Origin of the sequence: Nonlabens spongiae (assembly GCF_002117125.1) — a bacterium.
GTDB lineage: Bacteria > Bacteroidota > Bacteroidia > Flavobacteriales > Flavobacteriaceae > Nonlabens > Nonlabens spongiae.
Genome location: NZ_CP019345.1, coordinates 1 through 13959, shown reverse-complemented (window position 1 = coordinate 13959; position 13959 = coordinate 1). Strand labels below are relative to the sequence as shown.

Genomic DNA, 13959 nt, shown 5'->3' with positions numbered 1-13959 from the left:
GGCGGAGCAACATGTCCCTTGGGCAATCACCGACAACGGTCTTGTATAACAATCAGTTGCGAGTTATTTAGAAATAAAAATAGCTAAAATTCCCGACTTTAATGATTGCGCGGTTGTGTCCGCAGGACAAAAAGCCGCAATTGTTGTTATATATTGTTGTAAAACGTTTTTATACTCCAACCATATTTCTGTAGTCAATTGAATCTCCAATTTCACAATGTTCATTATTGTTATACACAAAAATTGTTGTCGGTTTTTTTATACTTGAAACTTCTTTAGATTTTAACTCGGTTACAATTATTTCGATTTTAGGAAAGTTAGATGTAAAAACAATATCTATATCAATTTCTTCTTTAGGTGCTAAATAGTTGAAATTTACCTCTCTTATTGATTTCTTATATTGAACAGCTTTGTAGTCTTTCACGTCGGCTTCGTCAATTCCGAAAGTTATATCATTTTTAAAAGTCTGAATTTCATATTTCATCACTATATCATATGCTGGACTTGTTCCGTTATTTACAAGTTTAATTTAATTTTTTTGTCAATTGTAATTTTGGAAAGTCCACGAATTTGCTCCTGTACTGGGTCTAAATCTCTCATTAAATATTTATCCCATTCGTGTTTAGTATCTATCAATGAAGTTCGTAGGAACAAAATTGGATTCTTATAAGAAAGAAGAGTTTTATATGTAATGAAGGTGTATATCGAAGTTACTACGACTAAAATAACTGTCAGAATTATATTTACTACTTCCATTATTCCAATTTTACTTTTCTAATACGAATGTAATTGAATACATATAACTTGAATCTGAATTAGTGACTACAGGTACTACTTGCTTAACCTCATATCCGTCTTCTAAATATTCATTTAGTTTAGTATATTCTTTTTCGGTGAATTTATCATCTTTATCGATGATATTTGTATGTGTCGTTACTGTGATTACTTTTTGCATTTTATTTGGTTTTAAATGTTTTACAACGGTCTTGTATAACAATCAGTTGCGGATTGTTTAAAACTAAGATAGCTAAAATTACCGACTTTTATGCTTGTGCGGTTGTGTCCGTAGAACACAAAGCCGCAATTGTTGTTATACGGTGTTGTAAACTGGCGTTTATTGAATTTAATTTAAAAATGTTTTGATTTTATTTAGCCAATCTTTTATTTCGTCGAAACCGTCTCTTTCTTTTAATCTTTCAATTGTCATTTTTTCTATTGCTAAATTATTAAGCTGGCGTTTGGCTTTAGATAATTTTTCTTTTGCTTTTCAGCTAATTTTGCTTTGTCAGGATGCATTTTCTCCCATTCAGTATCACCATTTGTATTGTGTACAGCCTTTGCAACTTTTTTCGGAACATCTTCTCTATCTAATACTTCCGTTATTTCTATTGGAATATTTAATTCTTTGTAGCATTCATTAATCGCATCTGGATGTAGAAAATTTTCTAATTCCAATTTACTTGTGTTATATCCGACTTTATTAGGATTTCCTTCTGCATTTAAGTCTTTTATACTTTGAATATAATACGCAACATCCGAATCGTAAATATGAACTTGAGCTTGAATTAAACCATCTAGATACTTTTTTTCAATGTAGTATTTCAATTGTGAACCTCCAGTAGGAATAAATGCTATTTTTTCATTGTTTTCTAAATTTAGAATTTCACTATCGTGAGCGTTAAGTAGTTTACTATAATTTATTAAACCATTAATATCATTTTCACCTTCTACGAAAATTAAACACTGGACTTTATTTTTTGGGTCTGGTAGTGCTCCAAGTGTTTCTATAATTCTATCAATTATATTTTCATTATCAGTTCCATCATCATTTGTACCATTTTCAACCTGATTTTCACCTTGCTCGTCTTTATAAATATATCGTAATGATGATTTTGAAATTTCCTTAGCAAGATTTGAATTATGAGTAGTGAAAAGTACTTGAGCATTTTCGGTTTCTGATAATTCCTTCAATGCATTAACTATCATAATTTGAAAATCTGGATGTTGAGATGTTTCGGGTTCCTCTAGAGCATAGATTATATTTGGAGCATTAGCTGTTCTTCTTTTCTCAATCTGTGCTCTAAAAAAACTTAATAAGACTAGTCTTCTCATCCCGCTTCCTCTTTTATTTAGGGGGACGCCGCGATTATCTTCTAATGTTAATTTAAATATTGAGTTCCAGGTAGGTTCTTTTGGAAAGTTAGACTTTAAAGTCTCAGCTAATTCGGAATCTAATTCGTTTAATTTTTCAATTGTTTCATCTGCCATTGCTGTAGAAGCATCCTGAACAGCATTTTTTAATGTATCCAATAGAGGTTGAATTTCGTCACGTTTTAAAACCTCTTTTATAATTTCTTTCATTGGATCTTGTATGTCAGAATCCTGATCATTTAGAGGTTTATCAACGAAGAACAACGAGAATAATGGTAGGTATTTTTTTAAGTTAGTCCATATTTTCTTTTTGTTATCTTCGTTATCCAGTTTTCCGTCAATTTTTATTTCCTTGGTCTCAGTTTGAATTTCATCTTCATAAAAATGTTGTCTTATTGCTTTCCTAATTTCCTTACTTTTCGTTCGATTGACACCTTTATCATCAATTTTTAGTTCTTCAAAAAATAACTTTAAAGTTGTTCTTTTTTTCGAAAGTAAATCTTCAAGTTTTGGATTATCTGGATGTTCACAGATAATGACACTTTCTTCTGACACACTTCCTGTTCGAGATATGGGAAATTTCTTTTTAATTTCAAGATTTCCTTCTTTGTTTAGGAGGAACTCATCCTTTAGGGAAGTCTTTACGGTGTCATCTAAAATTAGTGATTCTGGAATATCATTAAAAATACAAGTAATCTCAACTTGGGAATTATCGTGATCAATTGATAAATCATTTTTATCTGGTTTACCATTAAAGAATATATCTAAGGCCTCTAGAATTGAAGATTTTCCTACGTCATTTCGACCAATTAGAACGTTTAAATCTTCAATCAGAATTTCCGTTTCTTTTGAATAACCTCTAAAGTTTTTGAGTTTTACTTTATTCAATTTCATTTTAGATGGATTTGGTTAGCGCTTGTTTACAACGCCCACCGCATAAAGCGAGTGTGGCGTTTTCGGCTGGTTCGCGTTATCGGTGGAATCGGTTTGTTGCCTCTAAAAGTAGGCAATAGTTTTGGATTCTGGCCGCCACACAGAGAGCTTTTGAAAATGCCACATTCGCTTTATGCCTTGTTGTCGGTGGTGCGCTCACCGGTATGGTTTCCCCAGGTGGCTGGTTTGTTTATTGGGCATTTTCACGCGGTGGGCGTTGTCGGTGATTGAATGTTGTGGGAGCCTTGAAATTGGTTGATGGTCATCTGGTTCTTGGTTGTGCCACCGCTCGGTGGATTGTGGGACTTTTGTCTCGGATGGATGATTTCATGGCGGAGCAACATGTCCCTTGGGCAATCACCGACAACGGTCTTGTATAACAATCAGTTGCGGATTGTTTGAGAACTAAGATAGCTAAAATTCCCGACTTTTATGCCTGCGCGGTTGTGTCCGCAGGACACAAAGCCGCAATTGTTGTTATACGGTGTTGTACAACGTACTTTATTTTTCATTATCAATAAGCCAGGGTTGTTCAAATTCCGTTGTTTCTGTTAATTCTTGGTTTAATTTTTTTCGGTTTAGATCCAATTGGGAATATTCTGCTCGTTCATAAAGCAAGTTGTGAGCAGATTGATGAAGTCCGTATTTTTTTAATTTATAAAAGTTTGATTTTGCTTTTTCAGAATTCAAATTGTCGATATCAAACTCAATTTTTAAAAGGTCAAATAATGTGTCATTTACAAATTGGTTTTCATTATTCTGTTGTTTTTGTTCATTTTCATTGAGTTGAATTCTCGAATGATTTCATAAATTATTGAATCATTTTTCTCCGCTTTTCTGCGATTCCAAAATTCAGCGTAATATTTTGTTTGTATTTCAGGTTTGTTATAGGTCAATTCCAAACTGTCTATTAAATTCTCGAAATTCCGTTTTATATAAATTCCTTCGATTAGGAAATGACTTTTGCTTTTTGAAATCAGATTCTCAAGTTTTCCATACCCAAAATTTTTAAACGATTCGTGAACCATTTTTAGATTTTCAGGTTTTCTAATCCACGAGTTTTTTGTCCAGTCTCCATTTCTCAAATCGAAAAATGAAGTTTGATTTTCTGCATAAAATTCCAATTCAGATTTCTTGTCGTTTTTACAGGACAGAAATAAGAAAATCAGTAGTGAAATTGTCAGCAGTTTGTTCATTTCGGGTATGTTGTACAACGGCCTTGGCTATGAGTAGTTGCGTGGTTTAGCACTTAATTTTGCAAGTACACACCAAACTGAAAATCCGCGAGGATTTTCAGAAGTAGGCGAGAACAAGCAATTACTTATAGCCATTGTTGTGGTGTCGTTTTTTATTTTCGTTTTATTCTTCTATTCAATTTTTTCCATTCTCCTTTTCGGAAATACATATTATGAAATCTTGGTGAATTAAACACCATAAAAAAGTCCCAAACTTCACGATAAATAGTTGGATTAGTTGTAAATATGTGATGAGTAGGTTTTTCCATTTCAATTACAAGTCTTGCTGATTTGTATGGTGTAAGAGTTGATATTTTTCCTTTATAAGTTTTGTTTATTATTTCTCCATCAGTTACGTAAAAATATATTGAATCATTTTCTTTAATTTCAAATCGAAAATGATTGTATTGCCAATCCGCTTGTTTTCCCGAAAAATAATTTCTGTCAATTATATATTCTCCATAAAAATCAGATTTCTCTAAAATCTTTTTTTCCCAAAGTGGTCTCAGGATAAATGATAAAAGTAAAAGCGATATTAATCCGCCCCACATTATTAAAAGTCCAATTCCGAATATTTTTTTCTTAGTGAAAACCCATAATAGAAATAAGATTATTGAAATTGGCAATAAAACAAATATAAATCCTAAAAAAGCCATTTTATCTTATTCGATTTTTTTTTAAATGCACCACAACGGTCTCGGCTATGAGTAGTTGCGTGGTTTTGCGGTTAACTTTGCAAGTACACACCAAACTGAAAATCCGCGAGGATTTTCAGAAGTAGGCGAGAACAAGCAATTACTTATAGCCATTGTTGTGTGGCGTATTTTTTTTCAGATTTTCAAAATCCGAATTGGTTAATATTTTTATGTTACAATTTTTATTTTCGTTCAGTTCGTGTATTTTTTGGATTTTCGACCAACCAAAGTCAGCTCCGATAATAACATAATCGACTTTGCTTGTAATTCCAGATTTTATTATTCCACCATTTTGTTCTATGAATTCTTTTGCTGTATCTCTGTCTGTAGTTATTTCTCCAGTAAAAATAAATCCTTTGTTTTTAATATCAATTTTACTAATCTCTTTCGGGTCAATAGAGTAATTACGAATGTGAGATAGGTTTTCGTTTTGAATGTCTAAAGTAGTTGGCTTTGTTTTATGCTTTTTTAAAGGTTTAGGATTTAATTCGTTGAAATTTTCGCTAGATTTTGGATTTAGGTTTTTTCTGTAGTTATTTAGATTGATTCCCATATCTTCAAATTCCAACGCAAGAGTTGGTGCTATAAGAGATAAATCATTTTCAATATTCAGGTCAGAATTGAAATGCTTTAAAAGATTATCAAATAAATCTGGAAGATTATTGTCTTTAGCTATTTCTCTTATTTGTATATAATTTATGTTGTAATCTTTTATTCTATAGGCTTTTAATATTTCTTCAAGAATTTCAATCTCTTTGTTCCAACAGACAACTAAACTATGATTGAAACTTAACTTTAAATCTAACGTGTCCCAAACATCCTCAAATGAAAAATCTTTTACAAATTCTTCGTCTATATCAAACATTTCGAGAGTTTCTTTAAATTCTTTTTGTTTTAAAATTTGATTAGGTGGACGAAAAAGAAATTTTCTTTGTATGCTATTTTTTCATCGATTATGAAGTGAGTGCCTAATTCAAATGCACTTAAAATATCATCTGTTCCACTTAAAAACTGTATTCCAATAAAATCGAATCCATTTGTAAAATATGAAGGAAATTTGTGTGGATTCTCAAATTTACCTGTACTTACTTTTTGTTTTATTGCTTGTTCGTATTGCGGTTTAAATTGAAGTCCGTTTTCCTTTGCTTTCTCATACCATTTTTGCAAATGAGGTGCAAAAGTCAATTGCACAAAGTTGTAAAATAGAAATTCATTATCGGTTTGAGGATTAATTCCGCTAACTGAAATTTCAATCGGATTTTCTATTTTTTCTTTCTTTTTGAACCAATTAAACATTGTTAAATTCGATTTTCGTTTTTTTTCAATATGACACACAACGCCCACCGCATAAAGCGAGTGTGGCGTTTTCGGCTGGTTCGCGTTATCGGTGGTATTGGTTTGTTGCCTCTAAAAGTAGGCAATAGTTTTGGATTCTGGCCGCCACACAGAGAGCTTTTGAAAATGCCACATTCGCTTTATGCCCTGTTGTCGGTGGTGCGCTCACCGGTATGGTTTTCCCCAGGTGGCTGGTTTGTTTATTGGGCATTTTCACGCGGTGGGCGTTGTCGGTGATTGAATGTTGTGGGAGCCTTGAAATTGGTTGATGCACATCTGGTTATTGGTTGTGCCACCGCTCGTTGGATTGTGGGGACCTTTGTCTCGGATGGATGATTTCATGGCGGAGCAACATGTCCCTTGGGCAATCACCGACAACGCCCACCGCATAAAGCGAGTGTGGCGTTTTCGGCTGGTTCGCGTTATCGGTGGAATCGGTTTGTTGCCTCTAAAAGTAGGCAATAGTTTTGGATTCTGGCCGCCACACAGAGAGCTTTTGAAAATGCCACATTCGCTTTATGCCTTGTTGTCGGTGGTGCGCTCACCGGTATGGTTTTCCCCAGGTGGCTGGTTTGTTTATTGGGCATTTTCACGCGGTGGGCGTTGTCGGTGATTGAATGTTGTGGGAGCCTTGAAATTGGTTGATGGTCATCTGGTTCTTGGTTGTGCCACCGCTCGGTGGATTGTGGGGACTTTTGTCTCGGATGGATGATTTCATGGCGGAGCAACATGTCCCTTGGGCAATCACCGACAACTAGTGTATATCCGCAATATATCAAAAACTACCATATATACACCTCATTCTAGCGGTATATCCGCAAGTTTTTAAGCAAATATCTATATTGCGGTATAAATGGTATATAAGCATGTTTGACGATTTTACCACCCTGCTCAAAATCAAAAGATATAGTCCTAACACGATAAAAACCTATACGGGTTTACTGATCGCTTTCCAAAATTTTATAGGAGATCTCATTCCCATCCATCAGGCAGAATCCAGTTTCTTGCGTAAAAAATTTGTTGAGAAAAACCTATCACAAAATCTCGCCTATACCACCCAGAAGCAGCTCGCAAGCGCTCTAAGACTTTACCTGTCTCTAGTCCATAATCGTGAGCTGGACCTCACCACAGTCGCGCCACGCAGGCCTCAAAAGGTGTTGCCAGACATACTCAGTATTGAAGAGGTTAAAGATATACTCGCCGCCATCACAAATGAGAAGCACCGCACCGCGATACTCACTATATATGCACTGGGACTGCGATCTGGTGAGTTGCTTAACCTTAAAATAGAACATATAGATGGCAAGCGCGATCAGGTAAAGATCCTTTGCTCAAAAGGTAAAAAGGACCGCATACTGCCGCTGCCCCATGATCTCAAGATCTTTTTAAGGACTTATTACAAGAAGTTTCTGCCTAAGACGTATCTCATTGAGAACGCCCAGCAAGAACAATACTCAGCCTCCAGCCTGCGAGCTGTCTTTAAGAAGGCGACGCAGCGGGCCGGTATTTATAAAAACGTGACACTACACTCCCTGCGCCATTCTCATGCCACTCATTTGTTAGATGAAGGGGTTAATATAAAGACGATTCAACAGCTGCTGGGTCATAATGATATCAAGACTACACTCATCTACACCCACATCACCACAAATCAGCTGGTTAAGCTGCCTAATCTCGTGGGGCTGGTTTCCTAGTTAGTTTAGGATAGTTTCTTAAATTTTTGGGAGCACCGGTACATTTGTTTTTCCGCTTTCGCGAAAGCGTAATCACCCACTAGCACCGCTACGACATAAAGAACGTGCATACCTTCAACTGGGCAGGCTAGCTTTTTTTTGAGGAATAAATAGCGCTGGCAGCAAGTGAGGCCAGGGTCAGTACAATCATGATCTCCAGCTCGAGGGTAAATAATACCCGTAGATCGCCTGCGTCACCTATCACGCTTTCCCTCATCTTGATAATGCCACCGTCTGAGTAAAAGTAAATGAGATACAGCATGATGAGTGGATAAAGAAAAACGCACGTAAACACGCTGGTGCGCATGGCATAGAAAAACAATTTTTTAAAGGAGAAAATATGTTTGGCATGTGCCGCAATATTGCGTGTATACAATAAGATGCTGAAAGCCAATACTGGAATATACAGCACCTTTATGTAACTCTCTTGCTTGAAACCTATGTTAAACAGGACTATGGACAGCACCACGATAAGCAGGCTGGTCATCAAAGCATAGAGCCAACTGAGGTGTAACTTGCGGCGTTTTTTCATTGAAAACAGGAACATTAACTCATCCTAAACCTACAAATTCATTTTACAGCTTCATGAAGTTTAATAATTATTTAGTACTGGTGTAGCTCGCATAAGAGATACATTTAGTCAGTCTTTACTTACTTATGGATTTAGAAATTATACTGGTGTTTGCCGTGCTGGCGGTGACGATCTTGTTATTCCTCACAGAGTGGTTCCCCATAGACAAGATTGCTTTTTTAATTATCGTGAGCTTGATCATTCTGGGGCTGGTAGAACCAGAAGATGCCATAAGTGGTTTTGCTGATCCAGCAACTGTGACTGTACTGTGCCTCATGATCATTGCAATAGGTCTGGAAGATAATGGTGTTATAGACTGGTTGACCCAGGCGATTAAAAGAGTGAGCATTTTACCGCTTATTTTAATCACACCAGTCTTTATGCTGATCAGTGCGAGTATCTCTGCATTTATAAGCACTACTGCGGTGGTGATCATCTTTATACGTATCGTCTCGCAACTGGCGAGCAAATACGGTTTCTCGGCTTCTAAACTTTTGATGCCCATCTCTTTTGCTGGAATTTTGGGAGGGAGCTGCACGCTCATGGGAACTTCTACAAACCTCATCGTCAACTCTGTGGCACAAAATCTGGGTGCAGAGCGTTTGGGATTTTTTGAGTTTACCGTTTACGGCCTCATCTTTCTTGCGATAGGAGTGGTATTCATGACTATAGCCTCGCGCTGGCTTCCCAAAGATGTGCAACTGGACCCGGCAGATACGTTTGGGATTCAAGAATACCTCTTCACGGTAACGCTTACAGAGAAAAGCGATCTCATAGGTAAAAAGCTCTCAGACACACTGTTAAATGACAATCCCGAGATCAGTATCATTAAATTGATCCGTGATATGAATGTGATCAATGCTCCCGGTAAATACATAAGTCTTAAAGAGGGGGATGAGCTGGTACTCATGGGACAAGTGGAAGATCTTGCCAAATTCATTCATGAAGACGATCTCATACTCCATAAAGAACGAAAACCACTTGATGGAGTAGAGGAACAAACCAAAAAAGAGAAGGTCAAACAAGCTCCCATATTGAAATATGTGGAACTGCTCATTTTGCCAGGTTCTAACCTCATAGGCAAAACCTTGCGCAAGGTGCGCAAATCTAGAATCTATAACGCGTTCCCGCTGGCACTGCAAAAACGTAAAAACATACGCAACACAAAGGCACGCTTGATACGCAAGGATATCAACGATATACGTATCAAACCTGGAGACCGGCTACTGGTTGAGATGCAGGGTGAATCATTTAGGGATCTGGAAAGAATCGAAAACGTAGCTGTTTTAAACGAGCACGAGATAGAAGATTCCATCCCTAGGTTCAGGAAGCTTTCTACGCTCATGATATTGCTGGCGGTAATAGGGCTGGCGAGTAGTGGCGTACTCAGTATTCTGGCAAGCTCGCTCACAGGGGTGGGACTCCTGCTGTTGACAAACAACATCTCACTGGAGCAGATCTACCATAAAGTGAACTGGCAGATCGTATTTTTGCTCGCCGGTATGATACCACTGGGAATCGCCATGAGCAACACCGGGACTGATGCCTGGATCACGGAGCAGCTCATGAAACTCTTGAGCGGCCAGTCATCCATGATGGTTTTGGGGCTCATTTTTATTTTTACCATGCTACTGAGTGGAACAATATCAAACAACGCTACAGCAATCATCATGACACCTATCGCAATAAGCCTTGCTACCGGTTTTGATGCGCCTTTAAAACCCTTTATTCTCGCGGTCATGTTTGCGGCAAACTTTAGTTTCTTCACGCCGGTAGGCTACCAGACTAATGCGCTTATTTATGGTACAGGTGTTTACAAATTCAGGCATTTTTTATTTGTGGGAGGTATTCTGAGCATTATGCTGGCGATAACCGCCACTTTGTTGCTTTCCACTTTACTCTAAATCATAGATTATGAAAAATTATATAGGATTGATACAAGAGCAGGGCATGTGGTCCAAGCTGTCTGACAAGCTTTATGGCTGGTGGGATGCCATAATTTTGCGACTGCCTAATCTCGCTCTGGCCATCGTGGTCATGGTTGTGTTTTTCTTCATCGCCAAAGGGCTCTCAGCCGTACTTAGAAAAATTTTTAGAAAGTACCTCAAGAACCAATCGATACGCCGCATTATCGTAAAGATCATCTATGCGATCACTCTCGTTATAGGATTTTTTATCGCTCTGGGAGTCATGGATCTGGATAAGGCATTAACCAGTTTGCTGGCTGGTGCCGGAGTGGTAGCGCTGGCGATAGGACTTGCCCTTCAAGGCACTTTGAGCAACACCTTTTCAGGGATCATGCTGTCCTTTTTACCTAAAATCAAAATAGGAGACTACATCGAGACCAGTGAGCACAGCGGTTTTGTTCATGAAATAAGCTTGCGCAACCTGGTCCTGAGACGACCTGATAACCAGTATGTCATTATGCCTAACTCTAAGTTTATCGAGGAGCCTTTTGTGAATTTTTCGCTAGCAAATCGCTCCAGAATTGCCGTAACCTGCGGTGTGGCTTACGGCTCAAACCTGCGACAAGTGGAGCAGCTGGTAAAAGACGCGATCGCATCTGAATTTGAGCAAAAAGTAGGAGAGCGCATCGAGTTTTATTTTACTGAATTTGGCGACTCTTCCATTAATTTTATGGTGCGGTTCTGGACTGAGTTTGTCAAGAAAAGCCAGATGTATGATGCCCAGCACAAAGCCATTTTACTGATCAATGATGTCTTTGCAGAGAACAATATCAATATTCCTTTCCCCATTAGGACATTGGACGTTTCAAAAGAGGTTCTCGATAGGCTGGGAGGTAGGACTGGGGAATAATGTGGTTTTGAGGTTTCCGCTTTCGCGAAAGCGGGATCAATTTGATTTCAGTGGCTTGAACTGATTGTTGTACAATGGCTTGTTATTTATAGATCAATACTAAGGTTAAAGGAATTCAAATGCGTTTCAGTTAAAATTCCTTTCATATTAAAAATGATCATGTGTTTTAAAAGTTCATCGTTTGAGTAGTCGAGCAGTAAGGAATCATTTGTATGAGATAAGTCTTCGATTCTTCTAAAATACAAGTCACAAAACAGGTTGATATTGACGCTTTTATGGATTAGATTACGGGATTTAGCATCTTCTAGGAGTCCGTGGATAAGATGATCAACAAAGAATCTACGGAAGTCATCAAAAATCTTCTTAGCTTCTGGATAATACTTCCCTAATCCATAAAGAAAGGACGGTGTTAATGAACGTAGTTCTTCAAAACCTTTTTTGTAAAGTAATATGATACTGATAATGGGATCCTGATTCTTAGAAAGGACTTGGTCAATATTTTTCTTATAGTGGATTATAAGATGATTAATACTAGCATTGATTAACTCCTCTTTACTTTGAAAATGATGGTATATTGTTTTTTTTGATATTCCCAAGGTTTTAGAAAGTTCATCCATCGTAACACGCTTGCTGCCGTAACGAGTGAAATTTTTAACTGAGGCTTGCAATAACTCTAACTTGCTTATCATAAGGGTCAACATTATGGCCAAAATTAAACAACTACTTGTTTTTAAAATCCTTGAGAGTATCTGTTATCTCCAGCCTCCACCTAGTGCTTCATATAAATCAACGATCGTTAACAATTGTTGCAATTTATTATCAATGACATTTAATTCAGCGTTTAGTGCGCTTTCTCTTGCAGTAAGTAAATCCAGGTAGTTTGCATATCCATTTTTCAGCAAGACTTCAGAATCAGATTCAGCCTGTCTTAGTGATTCTACTTCCTTTTTACGAAATTTGAATTTTTCAGATTCGGTTTTATAGGCGTACAAAGCGTTTGACACTTCATTACCTGCTGTGAGCAGGGTTTTTCTAAATTCTATAAATGCTTGTTCCTGCTGTGCTTTTGCAACCTCATGTTGCGTTCTTATACTACGCTGGTTAAATATGGGTTGGGTTAGACCTCCTACTACTGTTGCAAATAGGGAATTAGCGTTTAGAATTTTCTCAATATCTAGACTTTGAAAACCTCCAGATCCCGTTATTGTTAGGGATGGGTAGAAATTGCTCCGTGCCACGTTTGTAAGTTCAAACGCATTGATCAAGCCATATTCAGAAGCTATAACATCAGGCCTATTTCTTAAGAGAGCAGTAGGAACTCCTATTGATATATCAGCGTTAATTTCTTGCTGTGTAAGTTCACTACGTTCAACAAGTCTTCCTGGCCTTCCCAATAGGAGATTAAGGCTGTTTTCTGTCCTGAAAATTTCATATTCTATATCTAATTGCAGAGCTTTTGCATTGTTGTACTGAGCGATATATTGATCTACTGCGACCTGAGTAACGTCACCTGCTTCTTTAAGCGCTTTTATTGTAATAACACTACTATCTCTAGTTCTTATGGTCGATTTAGTAATGCGTAGTTGCTCATCAAGAGCTAGAAGTTTAAAGTAATTAGACGCAATGGCCGCAATGAGTTCTGTCTTTACAGCTTTGTGAGCGGCAACAGTTTGTAGAAAACTCGCTTCTCCAGCTCGTTTGTTACTTCTAATTTTTCCCCATATATCAGCTTCCCAAGACAAACTACCTGAAAGTTCATACTGATCGATTGAAGAAAAGAAACCACCAAATTGACTATTCTTAGAAAGTTCCTGGTGCGTAGCCTGTGCGGTGGTGGAGAGTGTAGGTAAATAGCCAGCCTTACCCTGCTTCATGTACGCTTCAGCGGCAACGATTTGCTGAATGGCTACTCGTATGTCTAAATTGTTTTGTAGACCTTCTTCTATGTAGCTAGACAGATAGGAGTCGAGAAACATCTCTTTCCATGAAACCGCTGCCATCGATAGGCTATCTTGTGGTAGGTTATCAGTACGATATAAGTTTTCAGTCTCCTCCATTTCAGGCTGAACATAATCCTTAGCGACAAAACAACTTTGTAAAGTGAGTGCTATAGCAATTAAGGTGAGGTATTTTGCTCGATATATAGTTTGAATTGCGTTCATTAGCTTAACTTTCAATTGATTGAACATTTTGTTTGCCCGACACTTTTTCATGTATCCACTGGAAGAAAATAAATAGGATGGGAATGACAAATAATCCCAGTAAAGTTCCTATGAGCATACCACCAGCAGCACCAGTTCCTATAGATTTATTTCCTTCGGCACCTACACCTTGTGCTAGAACTAGTGGCAATAATCCTAGAATAAAAGCAAAAGAAGTCATAAGAATAGGTCTTAGTCTTGACTTTGCTCCATCGATGGCAGCATTTAGGATACTCTCACCCATTTTCCTTCTTTGAACCGCAAATTCTACAATTAATATTGCGTTTT

Annotated in this window: 15 protein-coding genes; 3 read left to right on the top strand and 12 right to left on the bottom strand. The window is 37.4% G+C overall.

The annotated features are described in order from the left end of the window. Nucleotides 1–169: 169 nt before the first annotated feature. From BST97_RS15645 to BST97_RS15595, 8 genes are all read right to left on the bottom strand, one after another. Nucleotides 170–484: a hypothetical protein gene (locus tag BST97_RS15645; protein ID WP_085768296.1), complete on the bottom strand. Its 315-nt coding sequence runs from the start codon at nucleotides 482–484 to the stop codon at nucleotides 170–172. Nucleotides 485–766: 282 nt separating this feature from the next. Then, complete coding sequence (locus BST97_RS15635) at nucleotides 767–955, bottom strand: hypothetical protein (RefSeq protein ID WP_085768172.1); 189 nt, start codon at nucleotides 953–955, stop codon at nucleotides 767–769. A gap of 263 nt (nucleotides 956–1218) precedes the next feature. Beyond that, on the bottom strand, nucleotides 1219–3045 hold the full coding sequence (locus tag BST97_RS15630) for an ATP-binding protein (protein WP_085768294.1): 1827 nt from the start codon (nucleotides 3043–3045) through the stop codon (nucleotides 1219–1221). A 540-nt stretch (nucleotides 3046–3585) separates the two neighbouring features. Continuing rightward, entirely contained in the window at nucleotides 3586–3774 is a 189-nt protein-coding gene (locus BST97_RS15620; RefSeq protein ID WP_085766295.1) for a hypothetical protein, read from the bottom strand. A 47-nt stretch (nucleotides 3775–3821) separates the two neighbouring features. Next, complete coding sequence (locus tag BST97_RS15615) at nucleotides 3822–4208, bottom strand: hypothetical protein (protein WP_157111478.1); 387 nt, start codon at nucleotides 4206–4208, stop codon at nucleotides 3822–3824. A 224-nt stretch (nucleotides 4209–4432) separates the two neighbouring features. Next, the gene (locus tag BST97_RS15605; RefSeq protein ID WP_085768291.1) at nucleotides 4433–4975 is read right to left on the bottom strand and encodes a hypothetical protein; all 543 of its coding nucleotides are present in this window, start codon (nucleotides 4973–4975) and stop codon (nucleotides 4433–4435) included. A 139-nt stretch (nucleotides 4976–5114) separates the two neighbouring features. Further along, entirely contained in the window at nucleotides 5115–5879 is a 765-nt protein-coding gene (locus tag BST97_RS15600) for a BRCT domain-containing protein (RefSeq protein WP_085768290.1), read from the bottom strand. A gap of 29 nt (nucleotides 5880–5908) precedes the next feature. Continuing rightward, complete coding sequence (locus BST97_RS15595) at nucleotides 5909–6310, bottom strand: hypothetical protein (RefSeq protein WP_085768289.1); 402 nt, start codon at nucleotides 6308–6310, stop codon at nucleotides 5909–5911. A 905-nt stretch (nucleotides 6311–7215) separates the two neighbouring features. On the opposite strand from BST97_RS15595, the gene BST97_RS15585 reads away from it, so the two are divergent. Beyond that, nucleotides 7216–8043 carry a tyrosine-type recombinase/integrase gene (locus tag BST97_RS15585; RefSeq protein WP_085766291.1) on the top strand — a complete coding sequence of 276 codons (828 nt, stop codon included), beginning with the start codon at nucleotides 7216–7218 and terminating at the stop codon, nucleotides 8041–8043. Nucleotides 8044–8170: 127 nt separating this feature from the next. On the opposite strand, the gene BST97_RS15580 is transcribed toward BST97_RS15585, so the two are convergent. Next, the gene (locus BST97_RS15580) at nucleotides 8171–8614 is read right to left on the bottom strand and encodes a hypothetical protein (protein ID WP_085766290.1); all 444 of its coding nucleotides are present in this window, start codon (nucleotides 8612–8614) and stop codon (nucleotides 8171–8173) included. Between the two features lie 125 nt (nucleotides 8615–8739). Between BST97_RS15580 and BST97_RS15575 the strand changes: the two genes are divergently transcribed. Then, on the top strand, nucleotides 8740–10557 hold the full coding sequence (locus BST97_RS15575; protein WP_085766289.1) for an SLC13 family permease: 1818 nt from the start codon (nucleotides 8740–8742) through the stop codon (nucleotides 10555–10557). Nucleotides 10558–10567: 10 nt separating this feature from the next. Further along, nucleotides 10568–11470 (top strand): mechanosensitive ion channel family protein, encoded by a 903-nt coding sequence (locus tag BST97_RS15570; protein ID WP_085766288.1) that lies wholly within the window; start codon nucleotides 10568–10570, stop codon nucleotides 11468–11470. A gap of 86 nt (nucleotides 11471–11556) precedes the next feature. Here the strand turns inward: BST97_RS15570 and BST97_RS15565 are convergent, their stop codons facing one another. The 3 genes from BST97_RS15565 to BST97_RS15920 form a co-directional block, all read right to left on the bottom strand. After that, nucleotides 11557–12159 (bottom strand): TetR/AcrR family transcriptional regulator, encoded by a 603-nt coding sequence (locus BST97_RS15565; RefSeq protein WP_169711532.1) that lies wholly within the window; start codon nucleotides 12157–12159, stop codon nucleotides 11557–11559. A gap of 63 nt (nucleotides 12160–12222) precedes the next feature. Beyond that, nucleotides 12223–13632: an efflux transporter outer membrane subunit gene (locus tag BST97_RS15560; protein ID WP_157111476.1), complete on the bottom strand. Its 1410-nt coding sequence runs from the start codon at nucleotides 13630–13632 to the stop codon at nucleotides 12223–12225. Nucleotides 13633–13636: 4 nt separating this feature from the next. Then, a partial coding sequence (locus BST97_RS15920) for an efflux RND transporter permease subunit (protein WP_211277506.1) occupies nucleotides 13637–13959 on the bottom strand: 323 nt, incomplete at its 5' end.

Excerpts from the sequence above, each read along its gene's own strand:
- BST97_RS15575 (WP_085766289.1), top strand. The coding sequence starts at position 8,740 with ATGGATTTAGAAATTATACTGGTGTTTGCCGTGCTGGCGGTGACGATC.
- BST97_RS15605 (WP_085768291.1), bottom strand. The coding sequence starts at position 4,975 with ATGGCTTTTTTAGGATTTATATTTGTTTTATTGCCAATTTCAATAATC.
- BST97_RS15595 (WP_085768289.1), bottom strand. The coding sequence starts at position 6,310 with ATGTTTAATTGGTTCAAAAAGAAAGAAAAAATAGAAAATCCGATTGAA.
- BST97_RS15560 (WP_157111476.1), bottom strand. The coding sequence starts at position 13,632 with ATGAACGCAATTCAAACTATATATCGAGCAAAATACCTCACCTTAATT.
- BST97_RS15570 (WP_085766288.1), top strand. The coding sequence starts at position 10,568 with ATGAAAAATTATATAGGATTGATACAAGAGCAGGGCATGTGGTCCAAG.
- BST97_RS15565 (WP_169711532.1), bottom strand. The coding sequence starts at position 12,159 with ATGATAAGCAAGTTAGAGTTATTGCAAGCCTCAGTTAAAAATTTCACT.
- BST97_RS15645 (WP_085768296.1), bottom strand. The coding sequence starts at position 484 with ATGAAATATGAAATTCAGACTTTTAAAAATGATATAACTTTCGGAATT.
- BST97_RS15630 (WP_085768294.1), bottom strand. The coding sequence starts at position 3,045 with ATGAAATTGAATAAAGTAAAACTCAAAAACTTTAGAGGTTATTCAAAA.
- BST97_RS15580 (WP_085766290.1), bottom strand. The coding sequence starts at position 8,614 with ATGAAAAAACGCCGCAAGTTACACCTCAGTTGGCTCTATGCTTTGATG.
- BST97_RS15600 (WP_085768290.1), bottom strand. The coding sequence starts at position 5,879 with ATGTTTGATATAGACGAAGAATTTGTAAAAGATTTTTCATTTGAGGAT.
- BST97_RS15585 (WP_085766291.1), top strand. The coding sequence starts at position 7,216 with ATGTTTGACGATTTTACCACCCTGCTCAAAATCAAAAGATATAGTCCT.
- BST97_RS15635 (WP_085768172.1), bottom strand. The coding sequence starts at position 955 with ATGCAAAAAGTAATCACAGTAACGACACATACAAATATCATCGATAAA.